This window comes from Dyella sp. EPa41, from assembly GCF_016586165.1.
GTDB lineage: Bacteria > Pseudomonadota > Gammaproteobacteria > Xanthomonadales > Rhodanobacteraceae > Dyella.
Genome location: NZ_BCPR01000010.1, coordinates 36628 through 56029 on the forward strand (window position 1 = coordinate 36628; position 19402 = coordinate 56029).

Below are 19402 nucleotides of genomic sequence, written 5' to 3' on the forward strand. Positions count from 1 at the left end.
ATGAGCCAACGCGAACTGCTCGGCCGTCGCGCACTGCGCCTGGCCTTTGGCACGGCGCTTTGCCTCGCCATCAGCTTCGGCATGGACTTGCCCATTCCTTTCATCGCGCCCGTGCTGTCGGTGTTCCTGTTCGCCTCGATGCCACGACCGCTTTCGCCCAAGGCAGGTATCGGACTGGTGCTGGTTGTCGCTCTCACCACGGGCAGCGGGCTGCTGCTCGCACCGGTATTGCGCTATTACGTCATGAGTGGCGTGCTGCTGGTCGGCTTGTGCCTGTTCCTGGCGTTTCGCCATGGCCTGGGCGGAGGCAACCACCTCGTCTCGACGTTTCTCGCCGCCGGCCTCACCATGATCTCCGCCGCCGGCACCGCCGATCTCCAGCTCGCTCTCACCGTGGTCGGGGCGCTGGTGAAGGGGCTGTTGCTCGCCGTGCTGGTCCTGGGCATGGGACACGCGATGCTTCCGGAGCCGGCCAGCGCTCCGAGGCCGCCCGCCCGACCTCCTCCTTCACGCGCCGAAGCGACGCGCCTCGCCTTGCGCGCGGCGCTGGTGGTGTTGCCGGCCTTCCTGCTGGCGCTGGCCGATCCGGCCAGCTACATGCCGATCATCATGAAGTCAGTGAGCCTCGGCAGGCAGAGCTGCACGACGACCGCACGAAGCGCCGCGCGCGAGCTGCTCGGCTCCACCCTGCTTGGCGGCGCCATGGCGATCGTGTTCTGGTTCGCGCTCAAGTGGTTCGTGCACCTGTGGATGTTCTTCCTGTGGATGCTGCTGTTCGGGCTGTTCGTCGCGCGCAGGCTGTACCGGCTCAAGCCGACCCGCTACACGCCCGGCTTCTGGCTCAACAGCCTGGTTACGCTGATCATCCTGCTCGGCCAGTCGGTGCAGGACAGCGTGGCGGGCAAGGACGTCTATACCGCCTTCATCGTGCGCATGGGCCTTTTCATCGCGGTCACCCTCTATGCCTGCCTGATGCTTCAACTGCTCGATGCGCGCCCCCGCCTGCGACGCGGCGCGCCGCTGGAGCAGGCGGGGCACGCACCGCCACCGTCGCGATAGTCACCCCGACCTCGCAGGACACCCATCATCCGGAGGCTTCCATCATGGGAATCAACGTGAGAGATGCACGAACTCATCTGAAGGCGAAAGACGTGCTCGCCGAGTTCCTGGAAACCCTGTGGTACCTGCGCGCGATCATGCTCGGCCAGCTCCTGTTGTTCATCCTGCTCACCATCGCCATGTACTACTTCGGCGGGCCGGTCGAAACCTCGGATCGATCCGCGTCGCCGCCGGGCGAGACGTTTTACTACTGCGCCATCACCGCGCTCACCATCGGCTATGGCGACGTGGTGCCCACCACGCCCTTCGGCCGCCTGGATGCGCTGCTGCTTGGCCTGGTAGGCCTCTTGATGACCGGGCTGGTCATCGCCGCGGCGGTAAGAGGCGTGCAGGAGGCTGCGCACAGGGCCGGCAACGACGGCTAGTCGCAGGTTTTCACGCGAGGCGCAACAGCCCAGCGGGCACCGCATCCAGGGACGGCAACGTTTCGGACTTCAGGGCGTCGAGGCGTCCACGACTTCGATCGTCGTAACGTGGTCGACCCAGCGATCGGTGCGTTTGTCCCTGGGCACGATCAGTCGGAAGGGCCCGTCCTGCGCGAGCGGCTTGCCGTCCCTGGTATCGGCCAGCAGCACTTCGACGTTGCCGAAATCGGGATCGAGCTCGGTCGCACTGAAGACGACCTGGTAGCCGTTCGCCGCGGTGACGCGCACCAGCCTCGCGATGGCGCGGCCGCTTAGCGCATCTCCCGATGCGACGCAGGTGCGGCGAACGATATCTTCCAGCGCCACGCCCTGCCAGGTGCTGGGTGGCCCGCCGTTCGTCGCAGCCTGCACGCTGGTTCGCGGCATCAGCGCCAGCGCCTCGCGATCGAACGTATCGGAAGGTTTGCCGTCGAGCACCAGCTTGATCGACGGATGATCCGCCGGGCCCGGGACAGGCCCCGCGCCGAACACCGGCGTTGCGAGGCACAAGAGCAGGCTGAACATGCCACCGGAACGCATGGCTCGACCTCACCTGGAGATGCGGTCCCCGCGGGCCGTGGGGATGCATCCCACGAATATGGCAATGCCTGACAGCTTACGCCGATGGAAAGCCGGCTGCGCCGCCTGCTACATCAGCAGGTCCTGCCAATCCTCGGGCACCTTGCCCTTGGGACCGGGCACCGGCTGGTCGAGCGGATGGGACATCGGGGGATGCAACGCGGGGCCGTCGAAGAACTGCTGCGAGCGGAAGTCGTAGAACCACGTTTCGCCGGGCTCGAAGCTGCGGATCACGGCATGCCCGGTGGCGTGGAAATGCTTGGTGGCGTGTTGATGCGGAGAGTTGTCGCAACACCCGATGTGGCCGCACTGGGCACACCGCCGCAGATGTAACCACCATCCGCCGGCCTGCATGCATTCGACGCAGCCCGTGCCGCTGGGCGCGGCGTCAACGTCGATCTCTCCGTCCTGACTGCTCATGCCTGTCTCCTCGCGCAATGAACGCCGTGCGGCTGGGGCACGGCGCCTGCCTGTCTTAGCGGATCGGTTGCGCGCGCATCGTGAAGACGCGCGCGCGTGGGGCTCAACAGTAACGGTCCGCCAGGCTGTCGGTCGCGCTCACCAGCTTGTCGACGATCGCCGGATCGGCGGCGCTGTGGCCGGCCAGCACGATGTCGAAATGCGCTTCCGGCCAGGCCTTGGCGAGATCGCAGGCCGATTTCACCGGGCAGATGATGTCATAGCGGCCATGCACGATCGCAGCCGGGATATGGCGGATGCGCTCCACATCGCGCAGCAGCTGGCCTGGCTCCAGGAAGATGCCATGGCGGAAATAGTGCGCCTCGGCGCGCGCCACGCTGATCGCGGCCTGCGGGTCCTCGAAATTGCCCGGTTCATCAGGGTCGTGCACCAGCGTCGTGCTGCCGCCCTCCCAGTTGCCCCAGGCCATCGCCGCGGCGAAGCGCACGGCTTCATCCTCGCTGTCGAGACGGCGCCAGTACGCCTCGACCATGTCGTCGCGTTCGTTCTCGGGGATATGGGCGAGATATCGCTCCCACCGCTCCGGGAAGATCCATTGCGCCCCGCCATCGCGTTCGTTGAACCAGCGCAACTCGTAATCGCGGCCAAGGAAGATGCCGCGCAGCACGAGCCCGAGCACGCGCTCCGGATGCTTCTGCGCGTAGGCCAGCCCCAGCGTCGAGCCCCACGATCCACCGAACACCACCCAGCGCTCGATGCCGAAATGCTCGCGGACGGCCTCGATGTCGGACACCAGGTGCCAGGTGGTGTTGTCGCGCAATTCCGCATGCGGCGTGGAACGCCCGGCGCCACGCTGGTCGAACAGCACGATGCGATAACGCGCGGGATCGAAGAAGCGGCGATGGTACGGCGACACGCCCGCGCCCGGCCCGCCATGCAGAAAGACGACGGGCAACCCGTTGGGGTTGCCGCACTCCTCGATATGCAACTCGTGGAGATCATCGACCTTCAGTCGATGCTGGGCGTAGGGCTCGATCTCGGGATACAGCTCGCGCATGGGAAGGCTCCGTCGTGTCCCGCGAGCATAACCCCGCGAACGAAGCTCCCGGAAGACGGCACGGGCGGATGCGCCGCGGCATCCGCCCGTGCCGAATTCAGAGCTTGTAGTTCAGGCCAAGCAGCACCGTGCGACCCCAGGTGTTGTAGTCGAGCGGACGTCCGACTTCCACGTTGTTGGGCAGCGCGGAGATCTGCCGCGTCTTGGCAGCTTCGTTGTTGAGGTTGCTGACCTGGAACAGCACCGACAGGCCCTTCCACTTGCCCTCGTCGGGAAAGGCATAGCCGGCCTGGAAGTCGGTGACCAGTTCCGGGAGGACCTGGATGTAGCCCAGCTGGTCGAACAGCGCGATCGCCTCGCCGGTGTACGAGGAACGATAACGTTCGGCGATGCGCACCGACCAGCCATACTTCTCGTAGTACAGCGCGAGGTTCGCCACCTTGCGCGAGAGACCCGGCAGCGTGGCCGGGCCGCCGGGCACCGAGGAGATGGAGCTCACCGGGATGCTGCTGTTGGTCAGCGAGAAATTGGCCTGCGCGCCAAAGCCGTCCAACGCGGGGTTGATCAAGCCGCCTTCGATGGCGCCGGACAATTCCAGGCCCTGCATCTTGCCGCCGGTACCGTTCTCCGGACGCGTGAACGCGCCGATGGGGCTGGTGGGCGTGAGCGTCGGATTGTCGTTGACATAACCAGCCTGCTCGAAATTGAAGTCGAGCACGGTCTTGTTGTAGATGTAGTTGAGCAGGTTCTTGCCGAACACCGCGGCCGCCACGTAGCTGGACTGGCCGAAATATTTTTCCCACGACAGGTCCACGCCGACGGCGACGTAAGGCTTCAACTGCGGGTTGCCGCCGCTGCCGGACCACAGTACCTGCCCGGCCGCAGGACCGGAGGTCACTTCCGAGACACCCGCGGAGCTGGCCACCTTCTCGTCGTCGATGCGGCCGCGCGCCATGGTCTTGGCGAAACCAAAACGCAGGTACTGGCGATTGCCCAGGTCGGCGATCAGGTTGAGGCTGGGCAGCACGTTGTTGTACGTGGTGCCGCCCGTGAGCGTTCCCACCAGCGCGTCGCCATTGGTCTGGTACGCGTCGGACGACTGGTCGGTGTGCACGAACTGCACGCCGACGTTGCCGCGCAGCGGCACATCGCCCAGCGCCGTGTCGATGTTGAACTTCACGTAGCCGACCGGCACCTTCTCCTCGATCGAGTAGTTGCGGCTCCAGTCCGACTGGCCGTTGCGCTGGGTGAGGTAGAACTGGTTCGACAACGCGGCGAGCACGTTGTAGTTGAGGATGCCGCCGAGGCCGCCATAGCCCAGGTCGGTCGGGCCGTGCAGGTATGCCGGGTTCACCGGCACGCCCAGCGTGTGGTCGTACGAGCCCGAATCCGAGCCGTTGCCGTTGAGCCACGCGAAATAGACGTCCGCGGACTTGGTCTTCTTGCGGTCGGAGTAATCCATGCCCAGGTCGAACGTGCTGAAGATCCAGCCGAGCGGATGCGAGATCTGCAGGCGGATGGCCTTGATGGTGTCCTTCTGCTTGTCGAACTCCTCGCGGCCGTTGTAGCCGTAGTTGTCCGGATCGGTGAACACCACCGAGGCCGGGTCGGACAGGCTCGCGTCGGTCCGGAAGTTGGGAAAACCGAAGTTGACCGGCGTGGCGAAGTTCACGCTGGTGGTGGCGCCATTGGCGAGGCCGGTGAACAGGTACGCGTCGCGCAGGTTCACCTTGGCGGTGGAGTACGAGAGATCGGCCATGCCCTGCCAGCCGCTGCCGAAGTCGTACTGGTTGTTCCAGCCCACCGAGAACAGCTTGTCGTGTTCCTTGTTGTAGTCGTTCTGCAGGATCGGCGCGATGTTGCCCATCGTGCCGGTCGTGACGATGGGATAGGGCTGCGAGGGTACGGCGCCGACATTGCTGTAGACGGCGGGGCCCGCGTTGTCATACGGACCGCTCGCCCACTGCGCACCGTTGGTGTACTTCTTCTCGTTGAACGTGGAGTAGTACATGTCCAGCGTGGAGTGGTAGGCGTCATTCGGCGCCCACTCGAGCACGGCCATCAAGCCGTTGCGCAGCTGGCTCTGCGATTGCGCGCGAAGCTGCATGCCCTGCTGCGAGATCACGCCATCGGGCATGCCCGGCGTGTGGGGGCCGCCCCACGCGTCCTCGATGCTGCCCGGGCCGTTGTCGATGCTCCACCACCACGCCTGGTACTGCTTCTCCTGGATGGGCGAGTCGAGCTGGGCAAAGCCCACCGCCAGGCCCAGCGTGTGGTCGAAGAACTGATCGATGTACGAGAAGCTGACGCGATGGCCGGTATCGCCCACGCCGCTGCCCGGGTTGAGCTTGCCGTTGGTGTTGTACTCGCCACGGATGTTCGCGGCGATCGCCCGGTTGGGCAGGTCCAGCGGCTTGATCGTATGCAGGTCGACCGTGCCGGAAAGACCCTGGCCGATCAGGCTGGCGTCGGGCGTCTTGTAGACCACCGCGCCGGTCATCAGCTCGGCAGGATACTGGTCGTATTCCACGCCGCGGTTCTCGCCGACGGTGGCCTGCTCGCGGCCGTTGAGCGTGGTGCCGGCGAAATCGGGCGAGAGGCCGCGAATGGAGATGAGGTTCGCCTTGCCGTCGGCACGCTGCGTGGCCAGGCCCGGCAGGCGGGAGAGGCTTTCGGCAATGCTCGCGTCCGGCAGCTTGCCGATGTCTTCGGCAGAGATCGCTTCGACGATGTCGTCCGCGTTCTCCTTGGTCTTGAGCGCATTCTGGATGCTCGCCGCGATGCCGGTGACCACGACGGCGTCGAGGTTCTTCGCGGTGTCTTCCGAGCGCCTGGATGCCGGTGTCGCCTGCTGGTCCTTGGTGGCCTGCTTGTTGTTGGCGGGCGGCGCGGCTTGCTGCTGGCTATTGGCGGCCGGGTTCTGTGCGTCCTGCGCGTGGGCGATGCCCATCGTGGTGAATGCGAACAGCGCGGCGCAAGCAACGGACAGCGGACGACGGCGGCCAAGATCGGAACGCACGATCCGCATCGGCGGTAAGCAACGGTAGCTCATTCCCTTCCCCGTATTGTTGGTATTGGAAGCTGCGCCCCCCGCGCAGCTGGGCACGAAACGCAAGAATTTGCGCCGACCGATGGACGGCCAGCTCAAGGTCGTCGGTTCCTGAGTGCAGGCGGAGGATGATCGAGAGAAATTGTTGCGTCATCATGCGACGCAGCATCTTTCGCGGACGCCATTCACGATGATGAAGAGGCGTCGACAAACTGCGTCACGTATTGAAAGCCTCGCGACGCCCTACTTCGCCGTGCGCGCCATGCATGCCGACATGACAGGCGCGGCATTCGGACCCGCCAGGGCATCGTAAAGGTCGCCACGCTCGCCCTTGGTCCACCACGTGTAACGGCCGGCCATGTATTTCACGCCCGAGGCCGCGATCGTATCGACGAACAGCATCGGCTTTCCGTCCACGGCGAGCAGCGCGAAGCCCTGCCCGGACTGGCTGTTCCAGTAGGTGACGGTGAGCGCCTTGCCGCCTTCGCACTGGTAGGCATGGGTCGAGGTGGAAGCGACCTCGATGCCCGGCACGTGGAATGTATCCGCCGTGGTGCATCCGCACAGCAGGCACGACCCCATGAGGCCTGCAGCCACGTGACGACCGATGCCTGTCGATAAGGGCATGGTTACCTCACCTCGTCGTAGACGTATTCGTGCTGGCCATCGCGCAGGGTGAGCTTGCGGCTGTCCGGCGAGCCCGACACCACGAACTCGAAGCCGTCCGCGCCCGGCGAAATGGTCACGAAGGACAGCGATCCATCGTCGTTCTTCCGCGAGGCCATCTCGCTATGCCAGGCGCCGAAATCGAACACGGTGGACTTGCCGTTGCGGGTGACCTGGATGCTGCCCACCGCCGGATTGCGATAGTTGGTGGCGAGCCTGGACGACGCTTCGGCATCAGCGGGCACCGTCAGGCGCTTGCGCTCCGCCGCCACCTGCGCCTTCAGGCGCTTTACGCCGGCATCGATGTCGCCCTGCGCCAATGGCCTGCCGTCGAACAGCACTTCGAGCAGGCGCCGCTGGAACGGACCCCGGATGAACACGCCCGCGTCCGCGTTGGTGAGGATCACCGCGCCCACGCCCTGTTGCGGCAGCCAGTACATGTCGGAATGGAAGCCGGTGAGGTCGCCGCCGTGGTGCACCACCGGCACGCCCCAGGTGTTGTCGACGATCAGGCCCATGCCGTAGGTCGCGGTGGTACCCAGCGCCACGTTGGGCTTGCGGCGCTCGAGCAGTGCCTCCTTCGATACGTAGCGCGAGCCATCCGGCAGCAGTCCGTCGGCCAGCTCCATCTGCACGTAGCGCAACATGTCCGTGACCGCGCTCCACGCCGCACCCGCGGGACGGGCGGGGCGGATGGAATCATTGATGCCCATGCCCGCCACCGCCGTATGGCCGTCCACGTCCAGACCGTGTGGCGTGGCGTGGTTGCCGAGCAGTGCGCGGTCGTAGTCGAACGTCGTCTGCCGCATGCCAAGTGGATCGAACACCTGCTTCTGCATGGCCAGGTCATAGGCCGCGCCCAGCTCCAAGTCGGGATAGAGCACGTGCCCGCCCATGTAACCGGCGGCCGCGGCCATCAGGTTGGAGTATTGGAACAGCTGGCCGAACCTGCTGGTGGGCTGCATGCCGGCCAGCGACTTCATCACCGTTTCCGGCGTGGCGTTGCGGCTGTTGAGCACCCACTCCATGTCCTGCCGCGGCATGCCGGTGCAGGCGCAGATCAGGTGGCGTACCAGCACCTGTTTCGTGGTGTCCGCGTCGCCCAGCTTGAACGAGGGCATCACCTCCACCACCGGCGTGTTCCAGTCGAACCGCTTCTGGTCCACCAGCCTCGCGAGCATCAGCGTGGTCAGCGCCTTGGTGTTGGAGGCGATCATGAACAGCGTGTCGCCATCGATCGGCTCGGGCTTGCCGATCTCGCGCACGCCCAATCCACCGACGTACACCACCTTGCCGTGATCGATCAGCCCCAGCGCGACGCCGGGCACGTCATAGGCCTTGCGCGCGCTGTCCACGAAGTTCTTCAGCGTTTCGACGCGCCGGGCATCCAGCGGATGCGCCTTCTTCCCCGCGAAACTCTCGCGCTTGTAGCCCTTGGGCAACAGCCGGTCCGAAATGGCGCGCAACTGCGAGCTTCGTTTCTCGCCCACGGCGATGGCCACGTCGTAGATCAGCACCGTGAACTGGTTGGCGCGCCGGTAGACGATGGCAAAGACCGAGCGCTTGTCGTTGGCCGATGTCTCGTAGTTGTACACGCGCACCTGATCCCAGTTGTCGCGGGGCGCACTGTCGGTGGCCACTTGCAGCGGCCATGTCCTTGCGGGCGCATACGCCTTCCAGGCCTGTGCGACGGCGGCATCCGCATCGGCCGCCTGCACATCCACCAACACCACCTGCGAGCCCGACTCCGGTGGATCGAGGGTGACCTTGTTGCCGCCGGCATGCATCGCCCAGTCGGAGGGCACGACGAATTGCGTACCGGCCGAGGTGGTCTTCGGTGTGTCCGCCTTGACCGTGGTGCCCGCGGCACCGGGGGCAGGCGTGGCTGCCGCCGTCGGCATGGCCCAGGCGATCAGGCCAAGGAACAGGAAACATCGCGGCAACATGGAGCACCTCGCGGATAGAGGAAACGCTCGACTGTCGACTGCGCGCACGAACCAGAAACGCTCGCGGCGAAGCCGGTGACGCTGGTGATCAACGGAGTCTACACATGTTGGAACACGTTGCCAGTGCGCCTGCCGTGGTGCGCCGGATGACAGCAGCGTTGCAATGTCCTCGCCGTAACTCGCCCAGGCAGGCGCGACTTGCTTCACATCGAGCGCCTTGCCGCGTCTCTCCCTGATGCGCCAAACCACGATCACGGCGGCGATGGCGCAAGCGAGGCGCAGCAGGTCGTTGATCCATCCCCAGTCGCCTGCACCCGAAGGATCGAACACGCGCACGCTGCGTTGAGCGGACAGTGGAATACCGGGCGACTCCACGCTCCGACATGCCTCCCGCCCCCTGGCGTGGCTTGTAACCGCCTCGGCAACGGCGCTGCCTTAGCATTGCCTTAGCCCCCGGCGACGCAGCTTGCTGCCGGGTAACTGGAGCCATGGCGATCGAAATTTTTTTCAGTACGCATTAAGCGCGGCAAGCCGAGCATCAGCGCCGAACCAACGGAGGTAAGTGTCATGAGCAAGCGCGTGATGGGTAGTCGGGTACTGATGGGTCTTGCCGTCGCCGCCATGGCAGCCGCGCCCATGGTCGCGTCGGCCCATGATGGCTGGGGGCGCGACAACGGTTACCACCGCGGCTGGGACCGCGGCGGCTACCACGACCGTGACGGCTGGCGCCGCGACTACGGCCATCACGACGGTCACTGGAGCGGCGGCAGGTGGATTGCCGGCGCGGTGGTGGCTGGCGCGGTGATCGGGCTCGTGCAAAGCGCGATGGCGCCGGCGCCGACCTACTACGCGCAGCAGCCGACGGTGGTCTACCAGGATCCGCCGGTGGTCTATCGCCAGCCTCGCACCGTGGTGTATGAGCAGCCCAGGACCGTGGTCTATGAAGACGCGCCGGTGCAACCCGGCACGGTCGTCTATGGCTCGCCCTATGGTGACGACGACGGCAATTGATCCCGCCTCGTGCCGCGCAAGGGAAGACTCAGGAGAAGCCCGGCACCCGCCGGGCTTTTCTGATTCCGGCAGCGGGCTGACGCCACGAGGCGATGCTCAGGTGCCGCGCGGCTTGGCCCGATGCGTCGGTGCCGCCGTCCATGGATCGTCCGGCCACGGGTGACGCGGGTAGCGGCCTTTCAGTTCCTTCTTCACTTCGGGATAGGTGCGCTCCCAGAAGCCCTTGAGGTCCTGCGTGACCTGGATGGGGCGGCCGGCCGGCGACAACAGGTGCAGCGTCACCGGAATGCGGCCGTTGGCAACGCGGGGCGTGTCGGCGAGGCCGAACAGCTCCTGCAGCTTCACCGCCAGCACCGGCGGTTCGCCTTCGGCGTATTCCAGCCGGCGGCTCATGCCGCTGGGCACCGTGAGGCTTTCGGGCACCTGCGCGTCGAGCTGGCGGCGTTGCTCGTAGTCGAACAGGCTGCCCAGTGCCTGCGAGAGTTCGTCGGCGCCCAGCGCACCAAGGCTGCGCTTGCCGTTGAGATAAGGCGCGAGCCAGTCGTCGAGCGACTCCAGCAGCGCGGCGTCGGAGACATCGGGCAAGCCGAGCTCCGGTATCCAGGCGCGCAGGGCCTGCATGCGAGCGCGCAGGCGATGGGCGTGCTCGCTCCACGGCAGGACGCCGATGCCCTTGGCGCGAACCGCGGCAAGCAGCGCCGGCAAGGCATCCTCGGGTTTCACCGGGACGCTGCGGCGATCGAGCACGATGGCGGCGTAGCGTTGCTCCTCGAAGGCTTCGACGGCCTGGCGCTCATCGTTCCAACGCAGCACACGCTCGCGCTTGAACTGCGCGGGATACTCGCGTTCCAGCACGCGCGCATCGATGGGCGCGGCGGCGAGGATCAAGCTGTCACGCGCCTCGAAGCGCAGGTCCAGCGCCACCAGCCAGGGCTCGCCGTGCAGCGCGGTGCCCTCATGCAGGCGCGCACCGCGGCCATTGGCGAGGGTGTAGCGCAGCGGGTTGGCGTCGTCGCGACGCGCAACGCGATCGGGAAAAGCATGCAGCAACAGATCGCCCACCGCGTGGCTGTCGGGCACGCCGCTGGCCGCGCTACGCACGTCGAGCCGGCGACGCCAACCCTTGCTGGCCTGCTCGATCGCTGCCAGCGCACCCGCATCGGCGCCGGTACGCGCGCCGGCCGTGTGACGGTCGCGCCAGGCATGCAGCGCGCTGACGCGCGCGCGGAAGTCGTCGGTGCGCGCCTGCTCGCCGCGCAGCGGCGAACGCGCCTCCATCAAGGCAAGCAGGTCGGCGACCAGCGCGCGCAACTCCGGCGCCGCACGCAGCGCCGCTGCGCCAAGACGTGGCGTGGCGCCCAGTTCCAGCATCTCGCGGCCGAGTGCCGTGATGCGCCCATCGGCCGCGAGCGCACCGAGCTGCGTGAGCAGATCCCGCCCCTGCGCCAGCGCGCCGGCTGGCGGCGACTCCAGCCAGGGAAGCTCGACGCCGCTGCCCGCCGTGATGCCCCAGGCCGCAAGCTCGAGGGCAAGACCGGAAAGCTCGGCCTGCACGATTTCCGCGGTGCGCGATGGATCGAGCCGCTTGCTCTGCGGCCACAGGCGATACGCCGTGCCTTCGGCCACGCGGCCGGCGCGGCCGGCGCGCTGGTCGGCGGAGGCCTGCGAGATGTTCACGGTTTCCAGCCGCGTGAAACCCGAGTTGGGATCGAAGCGCGGCTCGCGCGCGAGCCCGCTGTCCACCACGGCGCGGATGCCCGGCAAGGTCACGCTGGACTCGGCGACGTTGGTGGCGAGCACCACGCGCCGCGTGCCCGGCTCGGCTGGACTCAACGCCGTCTGCTGCTCGGCCAGCGAAAGCTCGCCATGCAAAGGGACGACGTCAACGTTCTCGTCGAGCGCGGATTCCAGCACGGATTGCGTGCGTGAGATCTCGCGTCGCCCCGGCAGGAAGGCGAGCACGTCGCCTGGATTTTCCTGCAACGCCTGGCGCACGACGCGCGCCAGATGATGCTCGGTGCTTTCCTGCACGCGCGCAGGCGGATACGCCACGGCGACCGGGAAGCTTCGGCCGGGACTGCTGATGCGCGGCGCATCCAGCCACTGCGCGATGCGCTCGCCGTCCAGCGTGGCGGACATCACCAGGATGCGCAGGTCGGGCCGCAGCGTGCCTTGCACGTCGAGCGCCAGCGCGGCGCCGAGATCACCGGCGAGGTGCCGCTCATGGAATTCGTCGAACAGGATCGCGCCGATGCCGGTGAGTTCGGGATCGTCCTGTATCAGTCGCGTGAGGATGCCTTCGGTCACCACTTCGACGCGTGTCGCCTTGCCCACCTTCGCCTCGAAGCGGATGCGGTAACCGACCGTGTGGCCGACTTCTTCACCCAGCTGCTGCGCCATGAACTGCGCCGCCGCCCGCGCCGCGATACGCCGGGGCTCGAGCATGAGGATCTTGCCCTCGCCCAGCCACGGCTGGCCGAGCAAGGCGATCGGCACCTGCGTGGTCTTGCCTGCGCCGGGCGGCGCCTCCAGCACCAGGCGCGGATGCGCGGCGAGCGAAGCGCGGATCTCCGGCAGCAGCGGAGTGATGGGGAAGGAAGGCGATGCACTCATCGCGCACATGATAACGGCGCGCCGGCGATGACGAAGGCTGCCGGCATTCCGGCAGTCGCCGAAATGCCGGTGGGAAGGGCGTCATGCCCTGCCCGTCGGAACGACAAGTTCAGTGGGTGGATGGCGTCTCGCTCGCCGCGCGCAACGGAGCCAGCGATTCGAACTTCCGTTGGTACTCGTCCGTCACCTGCTTGGCTTCCTCGCTGCTGGTGATGACACGCGGCGTGATCAGCACGATGAGCTCGGTGCGGTTGCGGTTGTGGTTGGTGGTGCCGAACAGGCGGCCGATGACCGGCACGCGGTTGAGGCCGGGAACGCCGGTATCGGTGTTGCCCTCGTTCTGCTGGATCAGGCCGCCCAGCAGCACGGTCTGTCCGCTCTGCACGGCGATCTGCGTGCCCACCGCGCGCTGCTGGATGGTGAAGTTGCCCTGCGAGTTGGCGGCGCCGGTCGTGTTGCTCACCTGCTGCTGCACGTTGAGATATACCAGCCCGCCCGGATTCACGCGCGGCTGCACGTCGAGGATCACGCCGGTGGGCACATAGCTCACGCTGCTCGCCGTGGAACCGGCCGTGGTGGCGCCCAGGCCGGTCACGATGGAGGTCTGGTTGATCGGCACCTGGTCACCGACCTGGATGTGCGCGACTTGATTGTTCAACACCACCAGCGACGGCGCCGACAGTGTCTTGGTGGTGCCATTGGTTTCCAGCGCGCGCACCGCGACCTGCAGCTTGCTGTTGCCGCTCAGGAACGAATAGAAGAACGGCTCGCCGCCATACTTGTTACCGCCACCACCCAGCGCGCCCTGATGGAGCATGCCCGGATACGCCGAGGTGGCGCCATTGATGTTGCCGCTGCTGTCGTAGGTCGGCGTACTGTTGGCCAGGCCTTGCAGGTACCACTGCACGCCAAATTCCAGCTGGCCGGTGAGATCCACTTCGAGGATGCGCATCTCGATCTGCACCTGCAGCGGCACGTTGTCCAGGCGCTTGATGGCCTGTTCGATCTCTGCCCACTGCGAGGGACGCGCGCGCACCAGCAGCTGGTTGTTGGAATCCACCGAGCTGATGCGGATGCTGCCGTCTTCGGAGGTGTACTGCGCGCCCGCGCCGTTGCCGCCGCTGCCGTTGGCGTTGCTGGCATTGCCGAAGGTGCCGGCGGCGCCACCGCTGTTGCCGAAACCGCTGCCGGTGTTGCCGAACGCATTGCCGGTGCTGGTGCCGGTACCACTGGTGGTTCCCAGTCCACCGGCGCTGCCGAAGCCGCCGCCCACGCCGTTGACGCCGGTGCTGCTGCCGAAGCTGCCGGCGGTGCTGCCCATGCCGCTGGCCGAGCCGTTGGCGTTTTCGCTGGTGCCCAGCGTATTGCTGGTAAGGCCGGAAGCGACCTTGCCGTTGTTGGCGCCGCCCGCGCCGGCGCCGTTGGTGTAGATCTGCGCCAGGTACTGCGCGAGGTCCGACGCCTTGATGTTGCGCACGTCGTACACGAACAGGTTGGGCTCGTTGCCGCCGCCGCGATCGATCTTGGCGACCCAGTCGCCGACTTCCTGCAGGTAGTTGGGCTGCGTGCTGATCACCACCAGCGCATTGGTGCGTTCGATCGGGATGAAGCGCAGCATGCCGGCCAGCGGCGTGTCGCCCTTCGGCCCGAAGATCTGGTCGAGCTGCGGCATCAGCTCGGCGACATTGGCGTGCTGCAGGCTGAACACGCCCACCGACATGCCGCGCAGCCAGTCCACGTCGAAGGTGTGGACGGTGCGCTGGTAGTTGTCCAGCTCCGAGGGCGTGCCGGAAAGCACGATCAGGTTGCGCGACGGATCCACCAGCAGGATGGAATCGGCGCGCGCGAACGGCTTGATCAGCTTCTGCATCTCGTTGGCCGAGATGTAACGCAGCGAGAACAGGCGCGCCTGCAGCCCGCCCTGCGGCGCCACCGCGTTGAGGCTGGGCACGAGGTTGCCGGCGACCGCGTCCTTGGCGGGCATCACCACGTAATGGCCGTTCTGCATGACCAGCGCGTTGTTGGTCCAGGACAGCAGCGTCTCCAGGATGGGAATGGCCTGGCTGCTGTCCACCGGTTCGGCGGTGGAGAAGGAGATGTTGCCCTGCACGCCCGGCACGATGGTGTAGTTCTGCTTGAGCAGGTCGCCCAGGATCGCCTTGACCACCGCCTGCACGGGCTGGTTTTCGAAATTGAAGGTGACCGCGCCGTCGCCGCTGGCCGCCTTGCGTGGCTGTGCCAGCCCGGTCGCGCGAATGAACTGGCCGCTGCCGCTGTTCACGTCGGGACGTGGGACCACGGCGGTTTCCGCACTGTTGCCGGCATTGAGTGGCAAGGGCTGCGGCACCGGTTTTTCCGTTCCGGCCATCGCCTCGCGCTGCAGCGCCCCGTCATCGGGCTGGGGCGGCAAGGTCTGGCAGCCGGCAAGCCACATCGCCATGGCAAGCGTGCCGATGCGGTGAAACCGCCGTGTGCGGTGGGTGGTCATGGCTCAGTGTGCTCCCTCGGGGTTCGCTGCCTGCTGTTGGGCGCGACGCTTTTGGATGGCTTCTCGCAGCGCGCGAAGGCGATCGGCCTGCGTGCTGTTGGGTTGGTCGGGCGCCATGTTGGCGCCGGGCGCGGGTGGGCCTTGCGGCTTGACCGGCCCGATCATCATCTGCATGCCGCCGGCGGGTGCAGGCGCGGGCGGCGTATTGGTGGCTGCCTGCGCGGGTGCGGGCGGCGCCGGCGTGTTCTTGGGCATGTCGATCGGTGCGCCGGCCGGCAGTTCCAGCTCGGTGCGTCCACTGGCCGATTCGAACACCGCGGCGCGCGGCTTGAGCTCGACCAGGCGCCAGCTGCCATCGGGAAGCGTGTCGCCTTCGCGCACGCGCACTTCCCGATCGCCCCCCTTGTCGTGCAGCAAGGCCATGTGCAGGGCCGGCGTGACGATGATGCCGGTCAGCTGCATGTCGCCCAGGCTGGCGCCGCCGCTGGCGGTACGCAGGCTAGGCTTGCGGTCGGGACTGAACAACGGCTGCTGCCACACCGCGGAAAACTGCGCGAGCGGTATGGGCGGCGGCAAACCCTGGTCATGGGTTTCGGGCAGCGGCGTCGCCGGGCGCGGCGCGCCCCAGTTCACGCCCCGGCCCACGCCCACCAGGAATAACAGCAGCACGACGCCGAACACGGCGGCGAAGACGCCGAGGATGGGGGTCAGTCGGCGTTGCGCGGCGGCGTTCATGGCGCCTCCTGCGACGCTTCGCCACCGGCCGCGCGCGGCTGGCGCACGTAGCCCGACAAGGTGAACTGCACCTCCAGCGGCGCGCTGTTCTGCTGCATGGCCGCCACCGGATTGCGGTAGATGCTGAGGTCGTCGACGAACAGGTAGGGCGTGCCCTGCTCCAGGTCGTGCAGCGTCTCGGCCAGCGGCTGCACGTCGCAGCGCAGGCTGATGCTCACGGCCACCTTGCGGTACGGCTCGTCGGCGGCGGCCGGCGGATTGGGCACCGGCATCTTCTGCGTCACGTCACAGGCACCGCCCGGATGCGCAGCCACCGCATCGACCACGCGCTGCATCAGCCCGGCGGCGGCGGCGTTCGGATCGTCTTCGGGAAGGAAGGCATGGCTCGCCGCCTGCCCTGCGCCCATCGCGGCAAGGCGCTGCTGCAGTTGCGGCTTCTCGGCGATGGCGGCGGCGTAGCGCGAATGCGTGTCGCGCAGGTCGTCCATCTCCGCGTGGATGGTGCGCAGCGGCGCCACGAACCACCAATGCAGCAGGGCGAAGTACGCGACCACCAGCACGGCCAGCAGGAGCAGCACGGCGGCGATGCGGCTTTCGCGCGGCTTGAGCGCCGTCATCTTCATGGCATGCCTCCCGCCGGTGCCGCCTTGGGCTTGGCGTCAGCGGGCTTGCGCAGTTGCGCCACCATGTAGAAGCGTTCCTTGCCGGTCGAAGGATCCACCTGGATGGTGCCCTGGAAATTCGCGTCGGTGATGACAGGCGAGCCCTTCAGCGCATCCACCAGGCGCGCCGCCTGCGGGCTCTGGCCCTGGAAACCCACCTGCCCGCTGTTGTCGATGCTCAGGCGCTCGAGCCACGCCGTGGCGGGCAGGCGCTGGCTGATGTCCTGCAGGACGGCCAGGGCGGAGACCGTGCGCGCCTTGCGCTGGGCCAGGAAGCCGGCCGCACCCGCATTGTCCTGCAGCTGCTGCCGCAACGAGGCGACTTGCTGCGCGTCGGTGCGCATGCCCTCCACCTCGCTGCGCATCTGCTCCAGCGCGGCTTCGCGGTTGTGCAGGAACTGCAGCAGCGACAGCACCAGCAGCACGATCGCCGCGACGCCCAGTGCCATGTTGAGCCGCTGCCGCGGATGCTGGCGGCGCGGCACCTGGTCGGCGGGCAGCAGGTTGACGCCCAGGCGATCGTTGCCGTTGGCCACGTCCACCGCGTCGACCTGCAGGCCTGACGATGCCAGCCGCGCCAGCAGGGGGTCGAGCGTGGTGCGCGGCACCACCACCAGTTCCGCCGCGAAGCGGCCGGCCGGCGCATTCGCACGCAGCTCGCGCACGCCGTAGCGCACCTGGTCGACGCGGAACGGCGTCTGGCGATCCATCTCGAAGGCGCCGATCTGCTGCAGGTTGTCGCGCGCCGCGAGCGGCAGGTTCAGGCGCGGCCGCAACGCATGGGCGGCATCCAGGCACAGCGCGATGCGCAGGTCTTCGCGATCGACGCCCCGCAGGGCATCGCCGAACGCCACTTGCTGGCTGCCTGCATCGAGCTGGCTGCTCCATCGGGCCAGCGGATAGATGTCGCCTATGCGCCGCAGCGTCCACTCATCGCCATCGCTCTGGAGCAGATGCCAGGCGAGGCCGCCGCCGAAGCGCGCGCGCCAGCGCGCCGGCAGCAAGGCGAACAGCTCGCCGCGCCACCACGAAAGAAACCGCGGCAACGGCGAGGCCTGCCATGCGCGGCGCACCCGGTCCAGCTGCAATTGCAACGGCTGCGTAGCCGAGTTCATTCCCCGTCTCCCTCCTGCCAACGCAGCACCGCGTAAGGCAATGCGCCCGGGCGTGCGCCCTGCAATCGCACCGTCGCCCGCAGTATCGCGCGCGTGCCGTCGTTTAGCGTGGCCTCTGAGCGAATACTATGCGTCACTCCCTGCAAGGCAGCCAGCGCGGGTTGCGGCTCGCCCGCGGAACGGGCCGCCACCACCGCCTGCGCCTGCTGCGGCGTCATGCCGGGTACCGCGGCCAGCGCGAGCGCCTGCGCCGTGGTGGGGTCGGGGCTCTGCCGACCCGACCACAGCGTGACCTGGGGCGCCAGCGTGCGATACAGCGCCGGCTGCATGCCCACCACCATCTGCAGCTCCTCCACGGTGGCGAAGGGGCCGTGCCGCGGGCCGTAGTCGCGCCCGGCCTGCGCGTACGCCGCATTGGGCACATTGCTTGGCGGCGCGGCGCTGAAGGTGCGCCAGTCGACCACGTTGCGGGCCAGCGACTGGGCGTCGTTGTCCGCCAGGCCAGCCGCCTTGAACAGGTTCTGCAGCACGTCCGGCGAGGCCGCGTTGAGGTCCACCTTGCCGTTTTCGCTGACGATGCTCACCTTGACCTTGGCGCCGTCGAAATCGAACGGATAGCTGCGCCCGTCCGGCATCCAGCGTTGCTGCAGCTGCGGATCCTGCAAGGCGTAGATGGCGCGCATCAGGCCGGCCTCGGCCGCGTAGTGGGCCTGGGTCTGGGCGAACTGGTAGCGGGCCTGCAACCCCTCGGTGCGCGCCAGCATGGCGTAGCCGCCCACCAGGATCGCCAGCAGCGTGCAGGCCCAGAGCACCACCAGCAGGGCCACGCCATGTTGCGCACGGTGCGAGGGGCGGCTCATTGGACGGTCCTGCGCTGCAGGCCCTGCAGCAAATCGGTCTGGCCCTGCAGCGCCGACGCATCCACGCGCAGCGGCGCATCGAGCCGCGGCCAGGCCGTCGTCCCGTCGAGCTCCAGCGCGATGCGCACGACGCGCGGCATGCTGCGGCTGCCGTCCCAGCGATCGTGCCAGTCGCCCGGCGCCTGCTGCGTGTCCGGGGCGCGGTAGCTGAAGCTGCCGCTGCGGATGTTGTCCACCAGTACTTCGGGCTCGCCCAGCGGACGCGCCGCGCTGCCGTCGGGCGGCATCAAGGCGAAGCTCGCCTCCAGCCGCGAGCCGCCCTTGCCGTTGGGCACCAGCTTCAACTGCTGCAACTGCGGGCCGAGCCGGCCCAGGTAGCCCGGCAAGGGCGCCACGAAGCGCAGCTCGTGCGCATCGCCGGTGAAGAACAACGGGTCGCCCTTATCGGTGTGCGCGATCGCCACGGCCCGCGCCTGCGCCAGTTCGCGCCGCAGGAACTGCTGCGCCGATCGCACCTCGTCGAGCCGCTGGATCGACGTCTCGCCCGAACGCACGGCATGCGTCGCCGTGCGCACGCCCGAATAGATGCCCAGCAGCAGCAGGGTGAACAAGGCCAGCGCGCCCAGCACTTCGAGCAGGGTAAAGCCCCGCTGCGCCGGCGCGGTGCCTGCATGCATG

General features: G+C 67.5%; 16 protein-coding genes. 3 read left to right on the top strand and 13 right to left on the bottom strand.

The annotated features are described in order from the left end of the window. Both JMF82_RS05345 and JMF82_RS05350 read left to right on the top strand, forming a co-directional pair. On the top strand, window positions 1-1059 hold the full coding sequence (locus tag JMF82_RS05345) for a DUF2955 domain-containing protein (RefSeq protein ID WP_201313502.1): 1059 nt from the start codon (window positions 1-3) through the stop codon (window positions 1057-1059). Between the two features lie 44 nt (window positions 1060-1103). After that, window positions 1104-1484 carry a potassium channel family protein gene (locus JMF82_RS05350; RefSeq protein ID WP_201313503.1) on the top strand — a complete coding sequence of 127 codons (381 nt, stop codon included), beginning with the start codon at window positions 1104-1106 and terminating at the stop codon, window positions 1482-1484. A 69-nt stretch (window positions 1485-1553) separates the two neighbouring features. Here JMF82_RS05350 and JMF82_RS05355 read toward each other — a convergent pair whose 3' ends face one another. The 6 genes from JMF82_RS05355 to JMF82_RS05380 form a co-directional block, all read right to left on the bottom strand. Continuing rightward, the gene (locus tag JMF82_RS05355; RefSeq protein ID WP_201313504.1) at window positions 1554-2063 is read right to left on the bottom strand and encodes a molybdopterin-dependent oxidoreductase; all 510 of its coding nucleotides are present in this window, start codon (window positions 2061-2063) and stop codon (window positions 1554-1556) included. A gap of 108 nt (window positions 2064-2171) precedes the next feature. Further along, complete coding sequence (locus JMF82_RS22165; protein WP_255559926.1) at window positions 2172-2456, bottom strand: UBP-type zinc finger domain-containing protein; 285 nt, start codon at window positions 2454-2456, stop codon at window positions 2172-2174. Window positions 2457-2625: 169 nt separating this feature from the next. Continuing rightward, window positions 2626-3579 carry a prolyl aminopeptidase gene (gene pip / locus JMF82_RS05365; protein WP_201313506.1) on the bottom strand — a complete coding sequence of 318 codons (954 nt, stop codon included), beginning with the start codon at window positions 3577-3579 and terminating at the stop codon, window positions 2626-2628. Window positions 3580-3676: 97 nt separating this feature from the next. Next, window positions 3677-6598: a TonB-dependent receptor gene (locus tag JMF82_RS05370; RefSeq protein ID WP_236585305.1), complete on the bottom strand. Its 2922-nt coding sequence runs from the start codon at window positions 6596-6598 to the stop codon at window positions 3677-3679. Window positions 6599-6871: 273 nt separating this feature from the next. Further along, the gene (locus JMF82_RS05375) at window positions 6872-7255 is read right to left on the bottom strand and encodes an MliC family protein (RefSeq protein ID WP_201313507.1); all 384 of its coding nucleotides are present in this window, start codon (window positions 7253-7255) and stop codon (window positions 6872-6874) included. Between the two features lie 2 nt (window positions 7256-7257). Continuing rightward, a complete protein-coding gene (locus tag JMF82_RS05380) occupies window positions 7258-9240 on the bottom strand; it encodes a serine hydrolase domain-containing protein (protein WP_236585306.1) in 1983 nt (660 codons plus the stop codon). A 567-nt stretch (window positions 9241-9807) separates the two neighbouring features. Here JMF82_RS05380 and JMF82_RS22190 point away from each other — a divergent pair. Next, on the top strand, window positions 9808-10251 hold the full coding sequence (locus JMF82_RS22190; RefSeq protein ID WP_201313544.1) for a hypothetical protein: 444 nt from the start codon (window positions 9808-9810) through the stop codon (window positions 10249-10251). Between the two features lie 96 nt (window positions 10252-10347). Here JMF82_RS22190 and hrpB read toward each other — a convergent pair whose 3' ends face one another. The 7 genes from hrpB to JMF82_RS05420 form a co-directional block, all read right to left on the bottom strand. After that, window positions 10348-12864: an ATP-dependent helicase HrpB gene (gene hrpB / locus JMF82_RS05390; RefSeq protein ID WP_201313508.1), complete on the bottom strand. Its 2517-nt coding sequence runs from the start codon at window positions 12862-12864 to the stop codon at window positions 10348-10350. A 109-nt stretch (window positions 12865-12973) separates the two neighbouring features. Beyond that, window positions 12974-15352 (bottom strand): type II secretion system secretin GspD, encoded by a 2379-nt coding sequence (gspD, locus tag JMF82_RS05395; protein ID WP_201313509.1) that lies wholly within the window; start codon window positions 15350-15352, stop codon window positions 12974-12976. Window positions 15353-15355: 3 nt separating this feature from the next. Further along, window positions 15356-16087 carry a general secretion pathway protein GspN gene (locus JMF82_RS05400; RefSeq protein WP_201313510.1) on the bottom strand — a complete coding sequence of 244 codons (732 nt, stop codon included), beginning with the start codon at window positions 16085-16087 and terminating at the stop codon, window positions 15356-15358. Beyond that, the gene (gene gspM / locus JMF82_RS05405; RefSeq protein WP_201313511.1) at window positions 16084-16710 is read right to left on the bottom strand and encodes a type II secretion system protein GspM; all 627 of its coding nucleotides are present in this window, start codon (window positions 16708-16710) and stop codon (window positions 16084-16086) included. The genes JMF82_RS05400 and gspM overlap by 4 nt, the downstream gene beginning before the upstream one ends. Continuing rightward, window positions 16707-17864, bottom strand: a complete 1158-nt coding sequence (locus JMF82_RS05410; RefSeq protein ID WP_201313512.1) for a PilN domain-containing protein — start codon at window positions 17862-17864, stop codon at window positions 16707-16709. Before JMF82_RS05410 ends, gspM begins: the two co-directional genes overlap by 4 nt. Next, a complete protein-coding gene (locus JMF82_RS05415) occupies window positions 17861-18724 on the bottom strand; it encodes a type II secretion system protein GspK (protein WP_201313513.1) in 864 nt (287 codons plus the stop codon). Before JMF82_RS05415 ends, JMF82_RS05410 begins: the two co-directional genes overlap by 4 nt. Then, complete coding sequence (locus JMF82_RS05420; RefSeq protein WP_201313514.1) at window positions 18721-19401, bottom strand: prepilin-type N-terminal cleavage/methylation domain-containing protein; 681 nt, start codon at window positions 19399-19401, stop codon at window positions 18721-18723. The genes JMF82_RS05415 and JMF82_RS05420 overlap by 4 nt, the downstream gene beginning before the upstream one ends. Window position 19402: the final 1 nt, after the last annotated feature.